The organism is Pararhodobacter oceanensis (genome assembly GCF_003076755.1).
GTDB lineage: Bacteria > Pseudomonadota > Alphaproteobacteria > Rhodobacterales > Rhodobacteraceae > Pararhodobacter > Pararhodobacter oceanensis.
This window is the reverse complement of sequence record NZ_QDKM01000001.1, coordinates 481,541-505,791: the sequence shown is the minus strand read 5'-3', so window position 1 is coordinate 505,791 and position 24,251 is coordinate 481,541. Positions and strand designations below refer to the sequence as shown.

The 24,251-nt window shown below is 63.7% G+C and carries 17 protein-coding genes; 9 read left to right on the top strand and 8 right to left on the bottom strand.

The genetic code is table 11. The annotated features are described in order from the left end of the window. Positions 1–42: 42 nt before the first annotated feature. The 3 genes from DDE20_RS02225 to DDE20_RS02215 all read left to right on the top strand — a co-directional run bounded on the left by DDE20_RS02225 (position 43) and on the right by DDE20_RS02215 (position 2,623). Positions 43–732 (top strand): class I SAM-dependent methyltransferase, encoded by a 690-nt coding sequence (locus DDE20_RS02225; protein WP_165814398.1) that lies wholly within the window; start codon positions 43–45, stop codon positions 730–732. 75 nt (positions 733–807) lie between these two features. Then, entirely contained in the window at positions 808–1,809 is a 1,002-nt protein-coding gene (locus tag DDE20_RS02220) for an alpha/beta hydrolase (RefSeq protein ID WP_116556800.1), read from the top strand. A gap of 43 nt (positions 1,810–1,852) precedes the next feature. Then, positions 1,853–2,623, top strand: coding sequence for a squalene/phytoene synthase family protein (locus tag DDE20_RS02215; protein WP_116556799.1), 771 nt, complete (start codon positions 1,853–1,855; stop codon positions 2,621–2,623). A 30-nt stretch (positions 2,624–2,653) separates the two neighbouring features. Here the strand turns inward: DDE20_RS02215 and DDE20_RS02210 are convergent, their stop codons facing one another. Genes DDE20_RS02210 through DDE20_RS02200 form a run of 3 tightly spaced genes read right to left on the bottom strand, consistent with a single transcriptional unit; the run spans position 2,654 to position 7,313 of the window. Next, a complete protein-coding gene (locus DDE20_RS02210; protein WP_116556798.1) occupies positions 2,654–5,251 on the bottom strand; it encodes an AAA family ATPase in 2,598 nt (865 codons plus the stop codon). After that, entirely contained in the window at positions 5,248–6,381 is a 1,134-nt protein-coding gene (locus tag DDE20_RS02205; protein WP_116556797.1) for a metallophosphoesterase family protein, read from the bottom strand. Before DDE20_RS02205 ends, DDE20_RS02210 begins: the two co-directional genes overlap by 4 nt. A gap of 53 nt (positions 6,382–6,434) precedes the next feature. After that, entirely contained in the window at positions 6,435–7,313 is an 879-nt protein-coding gene (locus tag DDE20_RS02200) for an N-acetylmuramic acid 6-phosphate etherase (RefSeq protein ID WP_116556796.1), read from the bottom strand. Between the two features lie 134 nt (positions 7,314–7,447). On the opposite strand from DDE20_RS02200, the gene gndA reads away from it, so the two are divergent. Together gndA and lhgO are read left to right on the top strand one after the other, a co-directional pair. Continuing rightward, entirely contained in the window at positions 7,448–8,857 is a 1,410-nt protein-coding gene (gene gndA, locus DDE20_RS02195) for an NADP-dependent phosphogluconate dehydrogenase (protein WP_116556795.1), read from the top strand. Positions 8,858–8,866: 9 nt separating this feature from the next. Then, entirely contained in the window at positions 8,867–10,075 is a 1,209-nt protein-coding gene (gene lhgO / locus DDE20_RS02190; protein ID WP_116556794.1) for an L-2-hydroxyglutarate oxidase, read from the top strand. Positions 10,076–10,117: 42 nt separating this feature from the next. Here the strand turns inward: lhgO and DDE20_RS02185 are convergent, their stop codons facing one another. Continuing rightward, entirely contained in the window at positions 10,118–13,570 is a 3,453-nt protein-coding gene (locus DDE20_RS02185; protein WP_205961602.1) for an indolepyruvate ferredoxin oxidoreductase family protein, read from the bottom strand. Between the two features lie 313 nt (positions 13,571–13,883). Here DDE20_RS02185 and DDE20_RS02180 point away from each other — a divergent pair, with 313 nt between their 5' ends. Continuing rightward, on the top strand, positions 13,884–15,779 hold the full coding sequence (locus DDE20_RS02180; RefSeq protein ID WP_116556793.1) for a cation:proton antiporter domain-containing protein: 1,896 nt from the start codon (positions 13,884–13,886) through the stop codon (positions 15,777–15,779). A 172-nt stretch (positions 15,780–15,951) separates the two neighbouring features. Here DDE20_RS02180 and guaA read toward each other — a convergent pair whose 3' ends face one another. Then, on the bottom strand, positions 15,952–17,538 hold the full coding sequence (gene guaA / locus DDE20_RS02175) for a glutamine-hydrolyzing GMP synthase (protein ID WP_116557224.1): 1,587 nt from the start codon (positions 17,536–17,538) through the stop codon (positions 15,952–15,954). A gap of 171 nt (positions 17,539–17,709) precedes the next feature. Between guaA and DDE20_RS02170 the strand changes: the two genes are divergently transcribed. After that, positions 17,710–17,946 (top strand): hypothetical protein, encoded by a 237-nt coding sequence (locus DDE20_RS02170; protein ID WP_116556792.1) that lies wholly within the window; start codon positions 17,710–17,712, stop codon positions 17,944–17,946. Positions 17,947–18,091: 145 nt separating this feature from the next. Then, positions 18,092–19,636, top strand: coding sequence for a trimethylamine methyltransferase family protein (locus DDE20_RS02165; protein ID WP_116556791.1), 1,545 nt, complete (start codon positions 18,092–18,094; stop codon positions 19,634–19,636). A gap of 125 nt (positions 19,637–19,761) precedes the next feature. Here the strand turns inward: DDE20_RS02165 and DDE20_RS02160 are convergent, their stop codons facing one another. The 3 genes from DDE20_RS02160 to DDE20_RS02150 all read right to left on the bottom strand — a co-directional run bounded on the left by DDE20_RS02160 (position 19,762) and on the right by DDE20_RS02150 (position 23,247). Continuing rightward, on the bottom strand, positions 19,762–21,600 hold the full coding sequence (locus tag DDE20_RS02160) for a M3 family oligoendopeptidase (protein ID WP_116556790.1): 1,839 nt from the start codon (positions 21,598–21,600) through the stop codon (positions 19,762–19,764). Positions 21,601–21,741: 141 nt separating this feature from the next. Then, a complete protein-coding gene (gene bmt, locus DDE20_RS02155) occupies positions 21,742–22,776 on the bottom strand; it encodes a betaine--homocysteine S-methyltransferase (protein ID WP_116556789.1) in 1,035 nt (344 codons plus the stop codon). A 156-nt stretch (positions 22,777–22,932) separates the two neighbouring features. Continuing rightward, positions 22,933–23,247, bottom strand: coding sequence for a DUF1476 domain-containing protein (locus DDE20_RS02150; protein ID WP_116556788.1), 315 nt, complete (start codon positions 23,245–23,247; stop codon positions 22,933–22,935). 235 nt (positions 23,248–23,482) lie between these two features. Here DDE20_RS02150 and purC point away from each other — a divergent pair, with 235 nt between their 5' ends. Continuing rightward, positions 23,483–24,244, top strand: coding sequence for a phosphoribosylaminoimidazolesuccinocarboxamide synthase (purC, locus tag DDE20_RS02145; protein WP_116556787.1), 762 nt, complete (start codon positions 23,483–23,485; stop codon positions 24,242–24,244). Positions 24,245–24,251 lie beyond the last annotated feature (7 nt).

The window sequence follows — 24,251 nt, the reverse complement described above, 5'->3', positions numbered from 1 at the left end:
AAACACGCTTAGGCTCGGCACATCGAAGGTGAAAGTGACACCGTGCCCACAATTGTGAAACTGTTCAGAGATCTGGACCGGTTGAGCCCGGGTAGCGCAGAGAGCCTGCGTTGGGCGCTCGCCGTGGCGGCGACCCCGAAAGACGCGCGCATCCTTGATGCGGGCTGCGGCACGGGGGCGGATCTGGCCACGCTCAATGCCGCCGCACCGCAGGGCGAGATCGTCGCGCTGGATATCGAGCCGGATTTTATCGGGCGGGTGCGGGCGCGCTATCCGAAGATTGCCGCGCATATCGGCGATATGACCGACCCGCCCGCGGGCCCCTATGATTTGATCTGGTCGTCGGGGGCGGTGTATAATGTCGGCATCACAGCGGCGCTGACCGCGTGGCGGCCACATCTTGCCGAAGGCGGGCGCGTGGCCTTCTCGGATCTGCGGGCGCGCAGCGACAATCCGCCCGCCGAAGTGCGCGAATTCTGGGCCGAGGTTGATCTGCAATTGCGCAGCACCGCCGATCTGGAACAAGAGATCGCCGCCGCCGGTTACCGTCTGCTCGATGCCCGCTGGGTCGGGCCTGCGGGCTGGGCGTCTTATTACGGGCCGATTGAGGTCGAACTGGACGGTTTCACCGCCGCGCCGGAATTGATCGCCCACCTGAAAAGCGAAATCGCCTTATGGCGTTCGCATGGGGTCAATTACGGCGCGCGGCTGGTGGTCGTTGCACCGGAGTGAGGCACAGAGGGCAGGGGGTGAGGCACCACGTTTCGCCCCGCCGCCGGTGCCTCGAGCGCTGTTACAGGAGCCGTCATGTCTATCTTGCTAAAACTCGCCCTCTCCGTGCTCATCGGAGGCGCGATCTTTGCGGTGATCGCCCTCACGCTGATTGCCAGCGACGGGCCAACGCCGGACTTGCGCGCCGAAGCGGGTGCGGGGGCTAGGGGGCTGGATTTCACCACACTCCCCGCCGCCAGCACCCCCAGCGAGTTGCATCATTTCACCGCGCGCGACGGGCAGGCGCTGGGCTATCGCCGCTGGGAGGCGACAGAGCCCGATGCGCCTTTGGTGGTGGCCATTCACGGCTCGGGCTGGCACGGGATGCAATTCGAGGCGTTGGGCGCGGCTCTGGCATCGCAGGGGCTTGCCGATGTCGTCGCCCCCGATTTGCGCGGCCATGGCCCGCTGGCCGATCCGCGCGGTGACATCGCCTATATCGGTCAGTTCGAGGATGATCTGGCCGAATTGATCGCCGGTGAGGCGCGCGACGGGCAAGAGGTGATCCTTCTGGGCCATTCCTCGGGCGGCGGTCTGGTGGTGCGTTTCGCCGGTGGTGCTCATGGCGGGCTGATGGACCGCGCGATCTTGCTGGCGCCGTTCTTGCAATATGATGCGCCGACCGCGCGGGCGGGCTCGGGCGGATGGGCGCGGGTGATGACCCGGCGCATCATAGGATTGTCGATGCTCAATATGGTGGGGCTGCGCGCGCTCAACCATCTGCCGGTGATCGAGTTCCGCTTTCCCGATGCGGTGCTTGACGGCCCCTATGGCGAGACTGCGACGCGGGCCTATTCCTACCGGCTCAACACCGGGTTTGCGCCGCGCCGTGACTGGCCCGCGGATGTCCGCGCTTTGCCCGAATTCCTGCTGGTCGCAGGCCGCAGTGACGAGGCCTTTATCGCCGATGCCTATGCGCCGACACTGCGCGAGTATACCGAGCGCGGGCGCTATGCGCTGGTCGATTCCGCGCATCTGGATGTCGTTGACCATCCCGAAACCTTTGACCTGATCGCGGATTTCTTAAGACGGCGGTAACCTGACACTGGCATGATCGGGCGGCGCGCGCTATGTGCGCGCCATGAGCACGCATGATATCATCGCCGCCTGCGCCGCGCAGGTTGAGATCGGCGATCCCGACCGTTTTCTGGCGACCATGGCGGCGCCACCCGCTGCGCGGCCCGCGTTGCTGGCGCTTTATGCGTTCAACCTTGAGGTTGCGCGCGCGCCTTGGGTGACCAAAGAGCCGCTGCTGGCGCAAATGCGGCTGCAATTCTGGCGCGATGTGCTGCAGGGCGAGATCGGCGTGACCCATGACACCGCCGCGGCGCTGCTTTCGGTGATCGAGACGGCGGGGCTGGATTATGCCCTTTTGATGCGGGTGATCGACGCGCGTGAGGTCGAGATCGGCACCAGCGCGGCTTTCGCGGATGAGGCGGCGCTGTGGCGCTATCTTGAGGATTCCGCGGGGGCATTGCTGGCGCTGGCGGTGCAGGCTTTGGGCGGTGAGGCGTCTTTGGCGGCGCAGCAATTGGGCGCGGCGCAGGGCATGGCGAATTACCTGATGGCGGTGCCGGCGCTTGAGGCTGCGGGGCGGTTGCCCTTGCCCGACGGGCGCCCGCAGGCAGTGGCATCGCTGGCCAGACAGGGGTTGGCGCGCTACACCCAAGCACGGCGCGAGTTGCGCGACCTGCCGAAAACTGCGCGTCCGGCCTTGGCCGCGACATGGCGCACCGCGAGGATCCTCAAACTGGCCGCCGCGCAGCCGATGCGGGTCGGAGATGGTGCTTTGGCCCAATCCGAATTTGCCCGCCGTGGCAGTCTGCTCTGGCAAAGCCTGATCGGCTATTAACCGGTTTTGGGCGGATTTGGACGGGGCGCGTTAACCCTCGTCCGGTGCCCCCGGCGCAAGGCTCAACATATGCCCGCCCAAGGCCCGCAGCGCGCGGTTGCGGCAGCTGAATACAAGGATCTGCAGGTCGCCCGATTGCCCGTGCAGCGCGTTGAACATCTGCTCGATCCGGTCGTCATCGGTATAGACCAGCGCATCGTCCAGAATGACCGGCGCGTGATTGCCCTGACCGGCCAGCAGCCGCGCGAAGGCCAGCCGCACCAGAAGCGCGATCTGCTCACGCGTGCCGCCCGACAGCGTGCCAATCGGGTCTTCTTGCCCGTCGCGGATCAGGGCGCTGGGCAGCAGGCTATCGCCATCAAAACGCAGCTCGGCATCGGGCCATAAGAGCCGCAGCATCGGGCGCAATTCAGCCAGCACCGGCGCGAAATAGCGGTCACGTGCGGCGGATTGCGCGGTGACCAGCGCGGCGATAAGGCATCTGAGAACCGCGATCTCTTGTTCGAACAAGGCCACCGTCTCGCGCGCCGAGGTCAATTGCTCATCGACCTCGGCGAGGTCTTCTTCGACCCCGTCTCCGGCCTGCGTCTCGATCGTCGCATCAGACCGGGCAATCGCCACATTCAGCTTGGCAATTTCCGCCTCGGCGTTGCGGACCACATCCGCTGCACGATCCCGCGCCGTGCGCGCCGCATCAAGGTTCGGCGCGTTGTTTGAGAGATTAGCCAGTGCTTGCTGCGCAAGATCCAGTGCATGCTGCGCCGCCTCACAGTTTTCGCGCAGAAGCTGAATGTCAGGCAATTCATCCAGGACGGTTTTGGCTTCCGTCAAGCGCTCCGATAGGTTGTCCCGTGCCAGCGTGGCCCGCAGATGCGCCTGTTCCGAGGCGTCAAGATGAACGCGGGCGGTTTCCAGCTTGATCTGCGCCTTATCATAGGCTTGCGCGGCGATGTTAACGTCGCTCTGCGCCGTGTCCGGGTCGATCTCCGAGGGCTCTGGAATGCCAGACATTAAGGCATCCGCCTCGGATTTCAGCGCCTCGACCCCGTTCGGCGCCACACGTTTGAGATGTGCCAAAACGGACTGCAATTCACTCTCGGCAAGCTGACGGTCGCGCGCGGCGGCGCGGGCGGCGCTGGCCGAGGGCATCTGCGATTCGTTCAGCAGATCGGCGAGCCTGCGCTGTGCCTGTGCCAATTGCTCGGGGGCATCCTGCGCTTCACCAGGCGTCACCACCAGATCGCCGATTCCGGGCAAATGAAGGGTCGTTGCGCGGTGCACCGGCAGTGGCGCATCGGCGTCCATGTCCTTGCCGTCCAGCGTCACACGCGGGGAGTCCTCGCTGGCGTAATGCACCGCAATATGCGGGGCGGCGGCGGCGGCGAGATGCTGTGCCAAGCGCAAATCCTGTTCGGCACTGTCAATCACCTGCGCGGTTTTCGCATCCGGTCCCGCCTGCGCGGCGCGGCGCAGATCGGGCAATCTGGCGATCAAATCCGACGCTTCGGTCACCGCATCTGTCAGCGCTTTGTGCCGTTCCAATTGTGCGGTGCGGGCGGCTGCGCGTAGGGCGGTTTGCAGCCGCTGGTCCGCTGTGCGCCGCGCATCACGCGCGAGTTCGGTCTCATTGCGGGCGTCGGTCAGGGCTGATTTCGCCGCCGTCACGGCAGCTTGCGCGGCATCCGCGCGCGGCTGGGCGGCGGATAGATCCTTTTGCAGTTTTGCCACCGCGGCGGCGGTTTTCTGGTGCCGTGACAACTGTTGTGCGGCGTCACTCTGCGCCGCTTCGGCACGCGAAAACTCAGCCTGTGCGACCCTAAGCGCATCAGCGTGCCGCGTCGCGGCCTCGAATGCGGCAATGGCCTCGGTTAACCTTGTGTTGCGGGCCTCGACTTCGGCGGGATCGGTGAGATCGCGCAGCATTTGGCGCTGCGCGCGGCGGGTTTTGAGCGCCTCTTGCAAGAGCTGCGCGCGGGCGCTCAATGCCTCGTGTTCCCCGAACAATTGCGCGACGTTTTTCAGCGCCGCGTCATAGGCGCCGCCCGCTTTTGCGCCGCGTTGGGTGACCAGAGCGTCGAGGTCCGCCTGCGCCTTGGTCAGCGCGCGGTCCATGCGTTTGCCGCCGGTCAAAGACTCGAATTCGCCGGTCACCGAGGACATCAAATCGCGCCGCGCCTGATAGGCGGCTTTGAGCTCCTTGTTGCTGCCCTCGTCGAGCGCGGTGACCCCTTGGCGCACCCATAATAGCCCCGCAGGACCGCCTTCGTCGGCAGGCAAAGTCAGCCCCGAGATGAAGGCTTCCGCCTCGTCTCCCTTGGCGATCAACCGCCCATCGCGCGCGACCTCGGCCAGCTTTCCACGGCCCCAGATCTTGGTGAGCCGGTGCATGCCGTCGGGCAATTCAATCTCGATGGTGATCTGCGGATTGCCGCCGATATCGGGGCGCAGCGGGGCGATTTTACTCGAGCGATGGGGGATGAAAAACAGCGCGTGAATGGCGTCAAACAGCGTCGATTTTCCCGCCTCATTGGGCGCGGACAAGACGTTGAGACCGTCGCGGATATCACCGACATGCACCTGTCGGCTGAACTGCCGCACATCGGACATTGTGATCGAGCGCAGCTTCATGTTCCGTCTCGCAAATAGCCGTAGAGCCGGTTCAAGGCGCCGGTGGCTATGCGGCGTTCGCCCTCGGGCAGCGCGGCATCATTGGCCTGTGCGCTGAGTGCTTCGGCGGCGATCCGCAACGCGCCGCCATGGTCCAGTAGCTCCAGATCCGCCGCTTCAACTTCGGTCTGTAAAGCGCTGGCTTCTAAGTGGAAATAGGCGAAGTCGGGGGTGATATCCTCGGCGGCGGTGGTCAGGGCCTGATGCTGCGGCAATTGGGTGCGGCCGGTGGCGCGGATGCGCAGCAGATGGTCGCGACGGCTGGCCGGAGTGTCGGGGATCAGGGTGTTCAGAGCGGTCGCCGGATCCTGGCCGGGCAGCAGCGGCAGTTCGGTCTCGGACCAGTGGAGCAGGCCGGTCTCAACGCGGTCAATCTGTGGCTCCATGCCAGCCTGCAGCGTAACAATGAGGCAGCCACCGCGGCCGGAATGGGTGAAGCCGTCAGCCTCGGGCGTGCCGCTATAGGCGGTGCGGTTTCCGACCTTCAGATGTCCGTGCCAATCACCGAGCGCGAGATACGCGAGCCCGGCTTTTTGCGCGCGGTCGGGGGCGATCACCCCGTCATCGGCACTGCTCTCGGCAGAGAAATCGGTGACCGAACCATGCGCCAACCCCAGCCGGATGACCCCCGGTTCGGTGGCTGCGCTATCCATCCATGCGGTGGGGTCGCTGGAGGGGCGGCGGCGCTGCAGGGGGCTGGGCAGAAGCATGACGTCCGCGCGCATGAATAGGGGTTCGGAATTTGTGATCACAGTGACATTTTCCGGCGCCTGGGCGATGAATGCGGACCAGAGGGTCTCGGCCTGCAGACTGTCGTGATTGCCCGGTAAAATCCACCAGCGCAGCGCGGGATCGGCAGCCATCACCGCCAGCGCCTGACGCCAGACCGGGGCTGATGGGGTCTGCGTGTCAAAGGTGTCACCGGCCAGAAGGATATCGGCGGCCCCTTGCGCGCGCGCGGTATCGGCGAGGCGCTGCACGATCTGGTGGCGGGCCTCGATCAACCGTCCGCGAATCGCTTCGGGCATGGTGCCGAACCGGCGGCCCAGATGCAGGTCGGCGCTGTGAAGAAGGCGAAAGGCGTCGGACATAATGGCGCGAGATTGGGCGATATCGGCGGCGGCGGCAAGGGGGATTGCGGCGGCTAAGCCCTTAGCGCGGCGGCAAGAATACCCTTGGCACCGGCCAACCGTTGGGCGGCGGCGTCCAGCGTTAGCCCCAGTGCCAGCATCACCACCGCCAGTTTGATCGTGCCGGCCTCGACAAAGGCGGCTTCGGCGCGCGCCATGGGCTCGCCGGTCAGATCAGCGACCATCTGGATCGCGCGGGCGTGGAGTTTGGCATTGGTCGGGCGCATCTCGACCATGCGGCCTCGGTGGACATAACCCAGCCGCAGCATGATGCCGGTCGAGAGGCAATTCAGCAGGATTTTCTGCGCGGTGCCGGCCTTCATCCGGGTGGAACCGGCGATGATCTCGGCGCCGGTGGCGGCGAGGAGCGCGATATCGGCGTGATCCGCCAGCGGTGCGGTCGGGGCGTTGAAGACGGCTATGGTTAACGCGCCCGCTTTGCGCGCATGCGCCAGACCGGCGCAGGTATAGGGCGTGCGGCCTGAGGCGGCGACGCCGATCACCACGTCTTGGCGGGTGAGGGCGAGGGTATCGAGCGCCGCGGCTGCGGCCTCCGTGTCATCCTCGGCGCCCTCGACCGCGTGCTGGATGGCGCGTTCTCCGCCCGCGATCAGCGCCACCGCGCGCTCAGCTGGCCAGTCGAAAGTGGGCGGCAATTCGGCGGCATCGAGCACCGCCAGTCGCCCCGAGGTGCCCGCGCCGAGATAGATCAACCGCCCGCCCTCGGCCAATCGCGCGGCGGCGGCATCGATCGCTTGCGCCATAGGGGCGGCGGCCTGCATTGCGGCGCTGGCGGCGGCCAATTGGGTTTCCAAAAGCGCCTGCGCGACCTCGCTACTGGGCCATGTCTCAAGCCCCGAAAAACGGGCGGCGGCGTGTTCTGTGCTGCTCATTCTGGCCTCGATCTGAAAGCGGCGCGGGTTCGGCGGGGAGTATAGTGCGCTGCGCGTCGGCGGCAATTCCCGTCTGGTGTTCAGCGCCGCCGCGGCTCATGTTAAGGATAACGCAGGCGATTACAGGAGCAGATATGCGCGACCCCGCGATTGGACATTCGGACATCGGATTGATCGGCTTGGGCACGATGGGTGCGATGCTGGCGCTCAATATCGCCGAAAAGGGCTTTGCGATCTCGGTCTACAACCGCACCGCGTCGGTCACCGATGAATTCGTCACTCAGGCGGGGGATCTTGCGGCGCGGATCACCCCGACCAAGGAGTTTGCGGCGCTGGTGGGGTCGATCGCGCGCCCGCGCAAGATCATCCTGATGGTGCCCGCGGGGCCGGTTGTTGACCAGCAGATCGCGGAGTTAACGCCGTTTCTGGAGGACGGCGATATCATCATCGACGCTGGCAACGCGAATTTCCACGACACTGAACGGCGCGCAGCCGAAGTGCCGGGGTTTATCGGGATCGGCGTCTCTGGCGGGGCCGAGGGCGCGCGGCATGGGCCGTCAATTATGGGCGGCGGCTCTCTGAAGGCCTGGTCCTTGGTGGCGCCGGTGTTGGAAGCGATTGCGGCGCGCTATGACGGGCAGCCCTGCGCGAGTTGGATGGGGCCGGGCGGTGCAGGGCATTTTGTGAAAACTGTCCACAACGGCATCGAATATGCGGATATGCAATTGATTGCAGAGGCTTACGGGGTGATGCGCGATGGGATGGGGATGACCTCCGCAGGCATCGCGCCGGTGTTCGAGGGGTGGAACGCGGGCCGTCTGCGCTCATATCTGATCGAGATTTCGGCGCAGATTGCGGCGGCGCAGGATGCGGAGAGCGGCGCGTCGATGCTGGATGTGATCCTTGACCGCGCGGGCCAGAAGGGCACCGGGCGCTGGACCGCGATTGAGGCGCAGCATCTCGGCGCGCCGATCCCGGTGATCGAAGCGGCGGTGGCGGCGCGCAATATCTCGGCGAAATTGGAAGAGCGCCACGCGGGGCAGGCGCGGTTTGGAGCGTCGCCCAAAGCGCTACCCGAGGGGGCGTTGACGCTGGAAGACCTCGAATCAGCGCTGATCGCGGGCAAGATCATCTGTTACGCGCAGGGCTTCGACTTGCTTAACGCGGCGAGCGGGGCGTTTGACTGGGGATTAACCATGCCCGCCATCGCCGAGGTCTGGCGCGCGGGCTGTATTATCCGATCAGCGATGCTGGATGATATGGCGGCGGCGTTGCGCGAGGCACCGGCGCGCAACCTGATGCAGGCGCCGGTGTTCGCGGGCCTTTTGCGCACCCATGAAGCGGGGCTGCGCAAGACCGCCTCGGTGGCGATGACCCACGGCTTGCCGGTGCCCGCGCTGACCGCGGCGCTGGCATATTTCGATATGATGCGCACGGCGCGTGGCACGGCGAATATGATCCAGGCGCAGCGCGATTTCTTTGGTGAACACGGGTTCGAGCGGTTGGATCGCGCGGGCAGCGGGTTTCACGGCGATTGGGGTTAGAGGCGCGCGATGGTCTATGAATATTGTGTGATCGGCGGCGGGATTGTCGGGCTGGCGACGGCGCGGGCGCTCTTGCAGGCGCGACCCGGCGCCAGTGTCGTGGTGATTGAAAAAGAGCCGGAACTGGGGCGGCACCAGACCGGACACAACTCGGGCGTGATCCATTCGGGGATCTATTATGCGCCCGGAAGCCTGAAGGCGAAGCTGTGCCGTGAGGGGGCGGCGCGGACCAAGGAGTTCTGCCAAGCCCATGATATCCCGTATGAAAACCGCGGTAAGATGATTGTTGCCACGCGGGCGGAGGAGGTGCCGCGGCTGGAGGCGCTGTTCGCGCGGGCGGGCGAGAATGGCATTCGGGCAGAGCTGATTGACGGCGCCGAGGTGACCGTGCGGGAGCCCGAGATCACCGGCCTCACAGGGATCGTGGTGCCGGATGCGGCGATTGTTTCCTACCGACGTGTGCTCGACGCTTTGGCGCAGGAGATCACCGATCAGGGCGCTGAAATCCGCTATAATGCCGAGCCGCGCGCGATCACGGAGACCGGGGATCACGTCGGGGTCGTGCTCGGCGGCGAGAGCCTGCGGGCGCGGCATTTGATTGGCTGCGCGGGGTTGCAATCGGACCGGTTGGCGCGGCTGGCGGGGATGAGAATCAAGCACCGGATCGTGCCGTTTCGCGGGGAATATTACCGGCTGCATGCGCGGCGCAACAGCGTGGTCAACGCGATGATCTATCCGGTGCCGGAGCCAGGATTGCCGTTTCTGGGCGTGCATCTGACGCCGATGATCGACGGCTCGGTGAGTGTCGGGCCGAATGCGATGCTGGGATTTGCGCGCGAGGGTTATCCGAAATTCTCGCTCTCGCCGCGCGATATGGGCGAGATGTTAACCTTTCCGGGATTTTGGTTAAGCATGGCGCGCAACATCAGGCCCGGACTGGCGGAACTGTCGAACTCATTGTTCAAACAGCGCTATTTGGCGGCCTGCCAGCGGTATTGTCCGGCGCTGACGCTGGAGGATCTAACGCCGATGACGCCGGGCATTCGCGCGCAGGCAGTGGGCGCGACGGGCGAGATGTTGCACGACTTTTTGTTCCTGCAAAGCCCGCGCATGCTGCATGTCTGCAACGCGCCGTCCCCCGCCGCGACCTCGGCGCTGCCGATTGGCGATATGATCGCGGCGAAACTGTTGGAAGCGGGGAAGGCGAGAGGGGCCTGAGCGCTGGGCGCTCAGGCTTGGTTAATGGCTCAGGCGCCTGTCTTAAGCGGCCTGCGCGCGGGTGGCCTCAATGGCGGCGCGTAGGGCGGCGCGTTTCGGGGCGACTTCGGCGACATGGCGCTCGCGGATATGTCCGTAGCCGCGAATTTGGTCGGGCAGGGCCAAGAGCGCGGCGATGTCTCCGGCGGCGGCAGGCGAGGCATGCGCCAGTGCGAAGTCGATATCCGCCTCGTAATCGGTGAGGATTTTCCGCGCGAGTTTGGCCTCGGCATCGTTGCGGAACGGATCAATCAAAGTGCCGCGCAGTCCGCGGAATTTGGCCATGATACCAAAGGCTTTGAGCAGCCACGGCCCGACCTCACCCTTGACCGGTTTGCCGGTTTTCTTGTCGGTGCGGCCGAAGGGCCAGGCGCCGACATGGAAGGTCAGCCGCAGGTCGCCGTCGAAGGTCTCGGCCAGCGCTTCTTTGAATGCAGGTTTTGAGTAGAGCCGCGCGACCTCCCAGCCGTCTTTGACCGCCAAGAGCTTGTAATAGCCGCGCGCGAGCGCCAGTTTTGCCGCTTCATCAAGACCGGCGGCCTCGGCGCGCGCCAGCATGTCGGTGTAGCGTTTGGCGAGTTTGGCGTTGGCGTAATCGGTCAGTTCGGCAGAGCGATGCGCGATCACCTCGGCCAGTGTTTTTGGCCGGTGCGCGGCCAGATTGACCGGCACGGCAGGTTTGACCAGCGCCTCGGCGCGGGCGCGGTCGGCGATCACCAAACGGCCCAGATCAAAGGCCTGTTTGTTGCGGTCAATCTGCACGCCGTTGAGTTCAATGCCGCGGTGGATCGCCTCCAGAGGCAACGGGATACCGCCCTGCTGCCAAGAGGCGCCGACCAAGATCATATTGGCAAACACTTGATCGCCCATGACTTTCTCGGCCAGTTCCTGCGCGTCAAAGCCGACCGCGCGGTCGCCCAAGACGCGGGTAAGGCGCGACATCTGCTCGTCACCGCTGAGCTGCCAATCGGGGTTTTTCGAGAATTCGGCGGTCGGCACCACGGTCAGATCGGTGACCGCCACGGCGCTCTCGCGGTCGACTTGGGTCAGCGCCTCGTCGCCCGCCGCGACCACGAGGTCACAGCCGATCAGCGCCTGCGCTTCGCCCGCGGCGATACGGGTGGCGCGGCGGTCTTCGGGGCTGGCGGCGATCTTGATATGCGAGTGCACGGCGCCGTATTTTTGGGCCAATCCGGTGATGTCGAGGTTCGAAGAATAATACCCCGCCGCATGCGCCGCGACCGCCAATGTCTGGCCGACCGTCACCACGCCCGCGCCGCCGATGCCGGAAACGAGGATCGCCCAAGAGGTGGTGACCTCGGGGATCGCGGGCAGGGGCAGGTCGCTGGTGTCAATCGCGCCGCTCGCCTGCACGCCCTTGCGCAATTGCGCACCGGAAATCGTCACGAAAGAGGGGCAGAACCCTTCGACGCAGGAGAAATCCTTGTTGCAGGAAGATTGGTTAATCTGGCGCTTGCGGCCGAACTCGGTTTCCAAGGGCTCAATCGCCATACATTGCGAGACCGTGGAGCAATCGCCGCAGCCTTCGCAGACCGCGGGGTTGATGAACACGCGCTTGTCGGGGTCATCCCATTTGCCACGTTTGCGCATCCGGCGGCGCTCGGTCGCGCAGGGCTGGTCGTAGAGCATCACGGTGACGCCGGGCTCTTCGCGTAGTTCTTGCTGGACCTTCTCGAGTTCGGTGCGGTGGTGCAGGGTGACGCCCGCGCCGAAGGCCGTGTTGTTGAATTTTTCGGGCTCGTCCGAGACCAGCGCGACGCGTTTGACGCCCTCGGCCATCACTTGCCGGATCATCGATTCGGGGGTGATTTCGCCGTCATGGGGCTGCCCGCCGGTCATCGAGACAAAGCCGTTGTGCAGCAGTTTATAGGTCATATGCGCCTTGGCCGCGATCGCCGCGCGGATCGCCAGCAGGCCCGAGTGGAAGTATGTCCCGTCGCCCATATTGGCGAAGATATGTTCCTCGTCGGTGAAATGCATTTGGCCCAGCCAGACCGCGCCTTCGCCGCCCATATGGCTGACCGAATTGGTGGTGGTGGGATCGCGCAAGAGCGCCATTGTGTGACAGCCGATGCCGGCGAGCGCGCGGCTGCCGTCGATCACCTGCGTCGAGCGGCCATGGGGACAACCGGCGCAAAACGAGGGCGGGCGCACCGCGCCGCCGGTGAGCCGCGGCGGCTGGCCCGCGTCATTGGGTAGGGCGATGCCGCAGTTGGGATCGGCCTCATTGGCGGCGCGGGCGATCACCCGTGTGATCATGCCGGGGTCGACTTCGCCAAAGTTCGGGAAGGCGCTATCGCCTTGATCTGGATCGTAAATATGTCCCGCATAGGTTTTGCCGATGATCCGCGGGGCGGCGTCGGCACCGTAGAGATAGGCGCGGATCTGGTCTTCGAGAAGTGGGCGTTTTTCCTCGACAACGATGATCGTCTCCAGCCCCTCGGCAAAGCGTTTCACCGCCTCGCTGTCCAAGGGCCAGACCATGCCGACCTGCAACAGGCGCACTTTGGCGCCGTTGATCTTGCCATCCGCATAGCCCATTCCGGCCAGCGCTTGCTCGAGATCCTGCCACGCCTTGCCCGCCGCGACGATGCCGATTGTGGCCGCGTCATCGCCGGTGATCCGGTTGAGATTATTGGCGCGCGCGTAGTCCAGCACCAGCCCGATCTTGATGTCGTAAAGATCGCGCTCTTGCACCATGGTGGTGGTGTAGGGGGTGATCGCGGGGCGGTTGGCGGCGCGCGGCGGCATCACGATGCGCGGGCTATCGGGCGCGATAAAGACCGAGCCACCGCCCTCGACGACATCGGTGACCAGCTTCAGGCCGACATAGGTCGAGGAATAGCGGCTCATGGCGATGCCGTGGAGGCCGAAATCGAGCACTTCCTGCGCGTTGGCGGGGGCCAAAAGCGGCATCCCGGCGGAGGCGAAATTCATGTCGGAATAACAGGCCACGGTCGAGGATTTCGCGCCGTGGTCATCGCCAACCAAGAGAATCGCGCCACCATTCTCGCTGGTGCCGGCAAAATTGGCGTGGCGCAAAGGGTCCATCGAGCGGTCGAGACCGGGGGCTTTGCCATACCAGATGCCGAAGACACCGTCGACTTTGGCGCCCGGAAACAGCCCGACCTGCTGCGAGCCCCAGACGGCGGTGGCGGCGAGATCTTCGTTAATACCGGGCTGAAAAACCACGTTATGCTCGCGCAAAACCGTCTCGGCCTGCCAGAGATTCACGTCATACATGCCCACCGGCGAGCCGCGGTAGCCCGAGATATAGCCGCCGGTGTTTAGTCCCGCTGCTTTGTCGCGTTTGGCCTGCTGGATCGGCAGCCGCACCAGCGCCTGCATGCCGGTCATATAGACCCAGCCTTCCTCTTTGTTCAGCCGGTCTTCCAGCGTCATTTCCAGACGCGGCGTGCGGATCATTGCGGTCATGGCTGAACCTCCCTCGTGGTTTTGCGTGACGCCTATCTGCCTATATGGCAGTAATGCTGTCCTATTCTGCGCCGAAGCACGCGCTTGACGCAAGAGAATTCTACTCGCGACGTCGCGGCGCATGCATGGTGTGCTGTTGCAAGTGCAGGGCGTGGGGCGGGTGAAAAACCGGCGTCGGCCGCGCGGAAACCGCTGTATTCGCTGTGCGAGAGATGCTGTTCTGCGTTAGACTGCCACGCAATTGCACGCCGCGCTAGCTGTTCCCGATCACTTGCCGCCCATCCCGATCAGTCACCATCCGCCAAGGAGCCCTATGACCGCTGAATTTCTGTTCATTGCTTTCGTGCTGCTTTCTGCGGGGGTGATCGCGGTGCCGATTGCCTCGAAGCTCGGTTTGGGCTCGGTTCTGGGCTATTTGATCGCCGGAATCGCGATCAGCCCGATCCTTTATGGCGCGGGCGTCGATGTGTTGGCGCTGCAGCATTTTACCGAATTTGGCGTGGTGATGATGCTGTTTCTGGTCGGGCTCGAGATGCAGCCAAAGACGCTGTGGGAGATGCGCGCGCGGATCTTTGTGATGGGTGGGTTGCAGGTGGTGTTAACCACGCTGGCGGTGATGGCGATCGCGATGCTGTTGGGGCAGGGCTGGACCGTGGCGCTGGCGATTGGACTGGTGTTCGCGCTGTCCTCGACCGCTATTGTGAACCAGACGCTGAATGAAAAGGGTTTGCTGCGCAGTGACGGTGGGCAGGCGAGTTTCTCGGTGTTGTTGCTGCAGGATATCGCGGTGATCCCGATGCTGGCGCTGATCCCGCTGCTGGCATTGCCGGAACTGGCGGACGCTTTGCACCATGCGCCTGAGGCGGGCGGGCATGGCGCTGAGGGGTTAAACCTGAGCCTTGTCGAGGGGTTAGCCGGTTGGCAGGTGGCGCTGGTCACGCTGGCGGCGATTGCCTTCGTCTGTCTGGCGGGGCTTTATCTGACCGGCCCGATCTTTCGCTTTGTCTCGCGCGCGCGGCTGCGGGAGCTGTTTGTCAGCGCCGCCTTGATGATGGTTCTGGGCATTGCGCTGTTGATGACCATGGTCGGTGTTTCGCCCGCGCTGGGCACTTTTCTGGCCGGTGTGGTGATGGCGAATAGCGAATACCGCCATGAGATCGAAAGCGATATCGCGCCGTTCAAAGGCATCTTTCTGGGCATTTTCTTTATCACCGTCGGGGCGAGCATTAACTTTGCCCTCTTGTGGGATAACCTTTCGTTAATCTTGGCGATGACGCTGGGGTTGATCCTGTTGAAAGCGGCGGTGCTCTTGGTCATCGGGCGGCTTTTCAACCTGCAGGGCGCGCATAAATTCCTCTTTGCACTGGGCTTGGCGCAGGCGGGGGAATTCGGCTTTGTGCTGATCTCCTTCACCGTGGCGTCTGCGGTGATGCCGCCCGAAATCGCGGATCTCTTGCTCTTGGTGGTGGCGCTGTCGATGCTACTGACCCCAGCTTTGTTCATCCTTTATGACAAGGTGATCGCGCCGCGATATTCGCGCGGGCAGGCCGCCGAAGCCGATGAAATCGATTCGGATGCCAAGATCATCATCGCTGGTCACGGGCGTTTTGGCGGGATCATCAACCGCACGCTACAGGCGGCGAATATCGAGACCACGGTGGTTGATTACAGCAGCGAACAGCTTGAAATGCTGCGCAGTTTCGGCCTGCGAGTGCATTTCGGCGATGCGACGCGGGCCGATCTTCTGCATGCGGCGGGGATTGAGGATGCGAAGATTCTGGTAATCGCGATTGACGGCAGAGAGGCGGTGACCGAACTCGCTCGCTATATGCGGCAGAATTATCCGCAGGTGCATGTGGTGGCGCGCGCCTATGACCGAACCCATGTTTATGATCTCTGGGCGGTGGGCTGCCGCGATATCATCCGCGAGACCTATGACAGTTCGATCCGCGCCACCCGCTCGGTGCTGGAGGCGCTGGGCAATTCGCGCGCGGCAGCGACGCGGATGGTCAAGGTATTCGAGGATTTCGACCGGCGGATGATGCTGGAACTGGCCGAGATTTATAACATCCACGACCCGCATGCCGAGAACAGCGAATATGCGCGGCATGTGCGCGAGAATATCGCGAAATGGGAGGATGATCTGCGCGCACGGATGAAAGAGGCGAGCGAGGGCGGTCCCGAGGTGGCGCGTGAGGGCAGCGCCTAAGCGAAGCGAGACGGGACGCGCCCGACCCTGGGTGGGCGCCGATGGGCTTGGAGCATCGCGCTGCGCCCGCAAGCATCAATGTCGATAGAGCGGCGAATGACATCGCCAAAGCGCCCTCCCGGGGGGGAGGGGCGGGCGCGGCCCGTGGTGGCCACGGGCCTGAGGGTTGGCGTTATTCCAGTTCGATGGTGCCCGGCGGTTTCGAGGTGCAATCGTAGAACACGCGGTTGATCCCCGGCACTTCGTTGATGATCCGCGTCGAGGTTTCGCCCAGAAACTCATGGGTGAACGGGTAGTAATCGGCGGTCATCCCGTCGACCGAGGTCACCGCGCGCAGGCCCAGAGCGAAGTCATAGGTGCGCCCGTCGCCCATCACGCCGACCGTGCGCATCGGCAGGATCGCGGCGAAGGCTTGCCAGATTTCGTCATAAAGCCCGTGCTTGCGGATCTGGTCGATATAGACCGCATCGGCCTTACGCAGGATCTCGAGCTTCTCGCGGGTGATCTCGCCGGGGCAGCGGATCGCAAGCCCCGGTCCGGGGAAGGGATGGCGGCCGATGAAACTGGCGGGCAGGCCCAACTCGCGGCCCAGGGCGCGGACCTCGTCTTTGAACAGTTCGCGCAGGGGTTCAACGAGTTTCAGACCCATCTTCTCGGGCAATCCACCGACGTTGTGGTGGGATTTGATCGTCACCGAAGGACCGCCGGAAAACGACACGGATTCAATCACATCGGGGTAAAGCGTGCCTTGGGCGAGGAACTCGGCGCCCTCGATCTCATTGGCGTATTTCTGGAACACGTCGATGAACAACCGGCCGATGATCTTGCGCTTGGTTTCGGGGTCAGAAACGCCCTCAAGCTCGCCCAAGAATAGCTCGGATTCGTCGGCGTGGATCAGCGGGATATTGTAATTGTCGCGGAACATTTTTACGACCTCATCGGCCTCATTCAGCCGCAAAAGCCCGTGATCCACGAAGACGCAAGTGAGCTGGTCGCCAATCGCCTCATGGATCAGCACGGCCGCCACCGAGCTGTCAACGCCGCCCGACAAGCCGCAAATCACCTGTTTGTCGCCGACCTGCTCGCGGATCGCCTTGATCGCCTCGTCGCGGTAGGCGCCCATCGTCCAATCGCCGCTGAACCCGGCGATATGCACGAAATTGGCGAACAGCGAGGCGCCCTTGGGGGTGTGATGCACCTCGGGGTGGAATTGCACCGCGTAGAAATGCCGCGCGGCATCGGCGGTGATCGCAAAGGGCGCACCCGGCGAGGTGCCGTAGACCTCAAACCCCGGCGCGATCTGCGCCACATGGTCGCCGTGGCTCATCCAGACCTGCTCGCGCCCCGCGTCCTTGCCTGCACCCGTGCCGGCGCCGGTAAACCAGCCCTGCATCAGATCGAGCGGCTCTTTCGGGGTGACATAGGCGCGGCCGAATTCGGCGGTGCCATGGCCGCTTTCGACCTTGCCGCCCAGCATCTCCATCATCACCTGCTGGCCATAGCAGATGCCCAGCACTGGCACACCCAGTTCAAAGGTGCGCGCGGGTGGGCGCGGCGAGCCTTCGCGGGTCACACTGTCGGGGCCGCCCGAGAGGATGATCGCTTTCGGCGCGAATGTGGCCAGAAAATCATCGCTGACATTCTGGTAGGGATGGATTTCACAATAGACATTCAACTCCCGCAGGCGGCGCGCAATCAACTGCGTTACCTGGCTGCCGAAGTCGATGATCAAGAGGCGGTCATGGGTCATGCTGGTCATGCCTTTGGCAATATGCGCGGGCGGCTGAACGCGCAAGAGGACAAGCGCGCGCCACGGGCGGATTGCGCCTAAATTTCCCCGTCAGAGGTGCTTTGGCGCGGACAGGGGCGCGGGCGCTCGCTAGACTGGCGCCCCAAGCGCTGTTTGGCGGCGCCATCACAGGAGAGGGCAATGAGCAATAGCGTGTCAACATGGAGAATCGTTCTGGCGGCACTTCTCGACTTTTTAACCGTGTTTTTGCTGGGCGGTTTTGTCATTGCGGCACTGACCGGCAACACCACCGAAGGCGGTTTTAGCCTCAATGGTTGGCCCGCCGTGGTGCTTTTGGTGCTGATCGTCGCTTATTTCGTACTCGGCAAGCGGTTGGGCGGGACGCTGTGGAAGCGGATTTTGGGCGCGGTGCGCTAGGGTAAAACGCGGCTGCAACAGGGTCTGCACAGGCGCGCGACGACGCGATGTCGCCTTTCGCCCGTAACCGGCGCTTCTTGTCCATCCGGTTCTGCGCCAAGCGCCTATCTCTCGGCGCAGAGCTATTTTTGTAAGGGCAAGAGCGATGAGCGAAGTCAGACCAGCACGGCGGACACGGGGCGGCGGTGGCGCGGCGCGGCGCGCAGAGCGCACGGCTGTTTCGATTGAAACCGCAAAGTTCATCACGCGAAACATTCCGAATTTCGAGATCCTCAACGAAGAGGCGTTGCAGATCATCGAATACAACGCCGAAACGGTGTTGGAAGAGATCGGCGTTAATTTTGTCGAGAATCCGGCGGCCTTGGAGCGTTGGCGCGCGGCCGGTGCCGATGTGGTCGGCGAGCGGGTGCGCATTCCGCGCGGTCTGGCGCGTCAACTCTGTTCGACCGCTCCCTCCAGCTTCACCCAGCACGCCCGCAACCCCGAGCGCAACGTCGAGATTGGCGGCAAGAACTTGGTGCTGGCGCCGGTCTATGGCCCGCCCTTCGTGCGCGACAATGAAGGCGGGCGGCGTTATGCCACGATCGAGGATTTCCGTAAATTCGTGAAACTCGGCTATATGTCGAAATGGCTGCACCATTCGGGCGGCACGGTTTGCGAGCCGACCGATATCGCGGTCAACAAGCGCCATCTGGATATGCTGCTGGCGCATATGACGCTGAGCGACAAACCCTATATGGGCTCGGTGACCGAGAAGGTGCGCGCCGAGGATTCGGTGAACATGTCGAAAATCCTGTTTGGCGGTGATTTCGTTGACCAAAACACGGTGATGACCTCGCTGATCAATATCAACTCGCCGCTGACATTCGACAATGTGATGATGGGCGCGCTGGAGGTCTATGCCGAGGCCAATCAGGCGGCGATCATCTCGCCGTTTATCGTCGGCGGGGCGATGGCACCGGTGACCGTGGCGGGGACGCTGACGCAGGTCTTGGCCGAGGCGCTGGCCGGTGTCGCCTATTCGCAGCTGGTGCGCAAAGGCGCGCCGGTGATCATGGGCGCCTTTGTCACCTCGATCGACATGAACTCGGGCGCGCCGACGTTTGGCACGCCGGAAGCGGCGCATATCACCTACGGCGTCGGGCAATTGGCGCGGCGGTTGAACCTGCCCTATCGCTCGGGCGGGTCGTTCAGCGGCTCAAAACTGCCCGATGCGCAGGCGGCCTATGAAACCTCGAACTCGCTGAATATGGCGCTGTTGTCGGGGGTGAACTTCATGCTGCACGCCTGTGGCTGGCTCGAGGGCGGGCTGGTGGCCTCATTCGAGAAATTCGTGCTGGATGCGGATCAGTTGGGCACTTTGCACCATCTGGCGCAGGGCGTGTCGATGGATGAAAACGGGCAGGCGATGAATGCGCTGCGCGAAGTCGGACCGGGCGGGCATTTTCTGGGCTGCGAGCATACGCAGGCGAATTTCAAATCCGCCTTCTGGCGCTCGGATGTGCTGGATTACAAACCCTATGAGCAATGGGAAGAAGAGGGCGCGCGCGACAGTGCCACGCTGGCCGGAGCCCGGGTGCGCAAGATGCTCGGCGACTATCAGGCGCCGCCGATTGATCCGGCGATTGTCGAGGCGCTGGAGGCCTATGTGGCGCAGCGTAAGGCGTCGGAGCCGGACGCCTTTGGCTGAGTAGGGGCGGCGCTTGGGGGCATCGAGCCCCCAAGCGCCGCATGGGGCCAGCCCCATACGCTGCCAAGGGGGTTTTCCACCCCCTTGGGATCCCCGGAGGATATTTATCGACAGATGATGGGGGCTTAGTCTTCCATCGCTTCGAGTTCGTCGATCAGGCTTTCGATCATGCTCAGGCCCTTGTCCCAGAACGACGGATCGGCGGCGTCGAGGCCGAAGGGGGCCAAGAGTTCGGAGTGGTGTTTGGAGCCGCCGGCGGAGAGCATCTCGAAGTATTTCTCTTCAAAGCCCTCGGGCTGTTCGCGGTAGACGGCATAAAGCGCGTTCACCAGCCCGTCGCCGAAGGCATAGGCATAGACGTAGAAGGGCGAATGGACGAAATGCGGGACGTAGGACCAGAAGGTCTCATACCCCGGCATGAAGGTGAAGATCGGCCCCAGTGATTCTGCCTGCACCGACATCCACAGCGCGTTGATATCGTCGGGCGTCAGCTCGCCTTCCATACGCGCGGCGTGGAGTTTGCACTCGAAGTCATAGAACGCGATCTGGCGCACCACGGTGTTGATCATATCCTCGACCTTGCCGGCGAGGAGGGTCTTGCGCTCGGCCTTGGTTTTGGCCTGTGCGAGCAGCCTCTGGAAGGTCAGCATCTCGCCGAACACCGAGGCGGTTTCGGCCAGTGTCAGCGGCGTCGCGGACAGCAGTTCACCCTGCGAGGCGGCGAGGCGCTGGTGGACGCCGTGGCCCAACTCATGTGCCAGCGTCATCACATCGCGCGGTTTGCCCAGATAGTTGAGCATCACATAGGGATGCGCGGTGGTGACGGTGGGATGGGCGAAGGCGCCCGGCGCTTTGCCCGGTTTCACCCCGGCGTCGATCCAGCCTTGGTCAAAGAACGGCTCGGCGAGTTCGGCCATTTTCGGCGCGAAATCGGCGTAGGCGGACATTACTGTCTCGCGGGCGGCGTCCCAGCCGATGGTGGCGGGGGTTTCCACCGGCAGGGGCGCGTTGCGGTCCCAGATTTCCAATTCCTCAAGCCCCAGCCATTTGGCCTTCAGCGCGTAATAGCGGTGGCTGAGCCGCGGGTAGGCGGCGACCACGGCGTTGCGCAGCGCCTCGACGACCTCGGGTTCAACGTGGTTCGACAGGTGGCGGCCATGCTGCGGGGTCGGCATATTGCGCCAGCGGTCGGAGATTTCCTTATCCTTGGCCAGCGTGTTGTGGACCCGTGAGAACAGGCGGATGTTACTCTCGAAGACTGTGGCCAACGCGCGGGCGGCAGCCTCGCGGCGGGTGCGCGACGGGTCGGTCAAGAGGTTAAGCGTGGCTTCCAAGGGGAGGGGGTCTTCCTCGCCTTCGACCTCGAAAGAGAGGCCCGCCATGGTTTCATCGAACAACCGGTTCCATGCCGAGGCGCCGACGGTCGATTGATCGTGGAGGAATTTTTCCAACTCGTCGGAAAGCTGGTGCGGGCGCATGGCGCGCATTCGCTCGATCACCGGACGGTAGCGGGCGAGATCCGTATTGGCGGTGAGCAGCGCCTCCATCGGGGCGTCGTCGATGCGGTTCAATTCAAGGCTGAAGAACACCAAGGGCGTGGTGGCGACCGTCACCCGGTCCTGCGCGTCGGCCATAAATTTGGCGCGGGCGGAGTCCATGGTGTTCTGGTAATAGCGCAGCCCGGCATAGGACATCAGGCGACCAGCGGTGATGTCGATCTCTTCATAGTCTTGAATACAGGTGAGAAGTCCGGCAGCGTCCAGAGCGGCCAGTTTGCCCTCGTATTTGGCGGCGAATTCGGCGCAGGCCGTGTCCAGCCAGTCGAGATCGCGCGCCACTTCAGGGGCGTCGGGCGCGGCGTAAAGATCGGTCAGATCCCACTCGGGCAGATCGCCGAGGGCGGCGGCGCCTTGCAGGTCGGCGTCAAAATGGCGGGGATCACGCAGGGCGGGAAGCTGGAACATGGGGCACCTATGCTGACAAGTTCCAGCGGATGTAGACAAGGCGGGCCGCTGTTACAACCCGTGGCAGTGACAACGGGCTGTGAACAGATGGCGGGCGCGGCTCTGGTGGGGGTCGCGCGGGGTGCAGATTTGGCCGTGAGTTTAGCTGCGGCGGCGCCCGCGGCGTTCGCGTTTGGGCGCATGGGCGCAGCCGCCGTGCACATCGGTGCCGTCGGTTTCCGAGGAAAACGGCCCCATCGCATCGGTGATCTGCTCGAGCGTCGGGCTGGCACCGCGCGGGCGGGTGTCGAGCGCCTCGCGCATGGCGCGCAGATGCTCGGCCATGGTGCCGCAGCAGCCGCCGATGATCGAGGCACCGGCGTCGCGGGCGAGGATCGCATATTCGGCCATCAGTGCGGGGGTGCCGTCGTAATGGATTGCGCCATCGACATATTTCGGGATGCCGGCGTTGCCCTTGGCGACGATCGGGGTCTCGATCCCCTGCGCGGCAAAGCCGAGAATGGTGCGCAAGAGGTCCGAGGCACCGGTGCCGCAATTGGCGCCGAAGCCGACCGGCGCATATTGCATGCGGCTGACCAGTTTCGCCAGATCCGCCGAGGTCACGCCCATCATCGAGCGACCGGCGGTGTCAAAGCTCATCGTGCCGACCCATGGCATACCGGCAAGGCGGCAGGCTTCGGCGGCGGCGCGGTATTCCTCGGCGGCCGAGATCGTCTCGATCCACAGCACATCGGCGCCACCGGATTTCAGCCCCTCGGCCTGCTCGTGGAACATTTCCACCGCCAGCTCATGGGTCAGCGTGCCCATCGGCGCCATGATATCGCCGGTCGGCCCCATCGAGCCCGCGACAATCACCTTGCGTCCGGCCTTATCGGCCACCGCGCGGCCAATCTCGGCGCCAGCGCGGTTGAGTTCCGTGACGCGGTCCTGCCCTTGGTGCAGTTTCAACCGGCTGGCATTGCCGCCGAACGTGTTGGTCAGAAAGATATCCGAACCGGCCTCGACCGCAGAAGAATACAGCGTGGTGATCCGGTCGGTATGATCGACGTTCCAGAATTCCGGCGCATCGCCCGCGCTCAGCCCCATGTTGAACAGATTGGTGCCGGTGGCGCCATCGGCCAGCAAATAGCCGCGCTCAGCGAGCAGGGCGGAGAGGGGATCTTGGGACTGGGTCATCAAATGCGGCCTATGAAAAGCAGAACGCGCCGCTCGGGGCGGCGCGTGTGCTGTTTGGCATATATTGGGGCGCACATCAATTGAGCAGCGCTCATGTCATTGTGAGGCAGATTGCTGCCGCGGTGCCCGCGCTCCCCTCTGAGCGGCCTGTGTGGCTTAGCCTTCGTCCATCAATTGGGCTTTGGCGACTTTGTGCAGTTCGGCGAGTTTGGCGCGAATCGTCGCCTCATCGGCCTTGCCTTCAAGATCGGCGGCCAGTTTGCGCACCACATCATCGTCGCCGTCTTCTTCAAAATCGGATTTGATCACTTCCAACTCATAGGCGGCGACATCATCGCCGGTTTTGCCCAAGAGACCCGCCGCCCAGGTGCCCGCCGCGCGGTTGCGCCGCGAGATGGCCTTGAACGCCATTTCCGCGTCATGGGCGAATTTATTCTCAAATGCGTTGGCGCGCTCGTCAAAGGTGCTCATGGTCAGGGCCTCGTATAAGGGTCAGAATACAGCGTTTCACCCTAAGATATGGGGGGTACGGGCGCGCTCTGCAAGACTTGTTTGCCGTGGTTTGCCCCGACACGGGCGGCGAACCGCAGCAGGGCGCCAAGCAGAACTTGCCCCGATACTTGCGAGGCCGGATCGCATGGCGTATAGGCAGCGCAGACAGCGACCGCCCGCGCAGATCGTGGGCCATATGTGGAAATCAACTGACATGGCACGACGCACCAAGGTCTACGAGGGCAAGGCCAAAATCCTGTATGAAGGCCCCGAACCTGGCACCTACATCCAGTATTTCAAGGACGACGCCACCGCGTTCAACGCTGAAAAGCGCGACGTGATCGACGGCAAGGGCGTGCTCAACAACCGGCTGTCGGAATATTTCATGGTCGGGCTGAACACCATCGGCGTGCCGACCCATTTCATCCGCCGGGTGAATATGCGCGAGCAGCTGGTGCGGGTGGTCGATATGATCCCGCTCGAGGTTGTGGTGCGCAATATCGCCGCCGGGTCGATCTCGAAGCGTTTGGGGATCGAGGAGGGCACGCAGCTGCCGCGTCCTATCATCGAGTTTTATTATAAAGACGATGCGCTGGGCGATCCTCTGGTCTCGGAAGACCATATCTTGGCGTTTGGCTGGGCCACGCACCAAGATCTGGATGATATGGTCGGGCTTGCGGCGCGGGTGAATGATTTCCTCTCGGGCGTGATGACCGGTGTCGGCATCAAGTTGGTGGATTTCAAAATCGAGATCGGACGCATCTATGAAGGCGATTTCCAGCGCCTCGTGGTTGCCGATGAGATCAGCCCCGACAGCTGCCGCCTGTGGGACGCAAAGACCGGCCAGAAGCTGGACAAGGATGTGTTCCGCCGCGATCTGGGCAATCTGTCGGAAGCCTATACCGAAGTGGCGCGGCGTCTGGGCGTGATGCCCGGCAATTCGACGACGATGCCCAAGCCGAAACTGATGAACTGAGGACGTG